Consider the following 1,020-nt stretch of genomic DNA (forward strand, 5'->3'; position numbering starts at 1 on the left):
GATAAAGCCGAAAAACTGGTGGCCATGGGCGGTATCGGCCATACCTCCTGCCTGTACACCGACCAGGACAACCAGCCGGAACGCGTCGCTTTCTTCGGTCAGATGATGAAAACCGTGCGTATCCTGATCAACACCCCGGCTTCTCAGGGGGGTATCGGTGACCTGTACAACTTTAAGCTCGCGCCTTCACTGACGCTGGGATGTGGTTCCTGGGGGGGCAACTCCATCTCTGAAAACGTTGGTCCAAAACACCTGATCAACAAGAAAACCGTTGCTAAGCGAGCTGAAAACATGTTGTGGCACAAACTTCCGAAATCTATCTACTTCCGCCGCGGCTCACTGCCGATCGCGCTGGATGAAGTGATTACTGATGGCCACAAACGTGCGCTCATCGTTACCGACCGTTTCCTGTTCAACAACGGCTATGCCGATCAGATCACCTCAGTGCTGAAAGCCGCCGGCGTGGAAACCGAAGTGTTCTTCGAAGTGGAAGCTGACCCGACCCTGACCATCGTCCGTAAAGGCGCCGAGCTGGCCAACTCTTTTAAACCGGACGTGATCATCGCGCTGGGCGGCGGTTCCCCGATGGACGCTGCGAAAATCATGTGGGTGATGTACGAACATCCGGAAACGCACTTCGAAGAGCTGGCGCTGCGCTTTATGGATATCCGTAAACGTATCTACAAGTTCCCGAAAATGGGCGTGAAGGCGAAAATGATCGCCATCACCACCACATCCGGTACCGGCTCCGAAGTCACCCCGTTCGCGGTAGTTACTGACGACGCCACCGGTCAGAAATACCCGTTGGCCGACTATGCCCTGACTCCGGATATGGCGATTGTCGACGCCAACCTGGTGATGGATATGCCGAAGTCCCTGTGTGCTTTCGGGGGGCTGGATGCGGTGACTCACGCCCTGGAAGCCTACGTTTCAGTACTGGCGTCTGAGTTCTCTGACGGTCAGGCCCTGCAGGCGCTGAAACTGCTGAAAGAAAACCTGCCGGCCTCTTATAATGAAGGC

1 protein-coding gene is annotated in these 1,020 nt (G+C 55.6%); it reads left to right on the forward strand.

Going from position 1 to position 1,020, the window contains the following annotated elements:
- On the forward strand, positions 1-1,020 hold a 1,020-nt coding region (locus AQ981_RS25295; protein ID WP_121500747.1), incomplete at both ends, for an iron-containing alcohol dehydrogenase.

Source organism: Entomohabitans teleogrylli, from assembly GCF_001484765.1.
In the GTDB taxonomy this organism is placed as follows: Bacteria; Pseudomonadota; Gammaproteobacteria; order Enterobacterales; family Enterobacteriaceae; genus Entomohabitans; species Entomohabitans teleogrylli.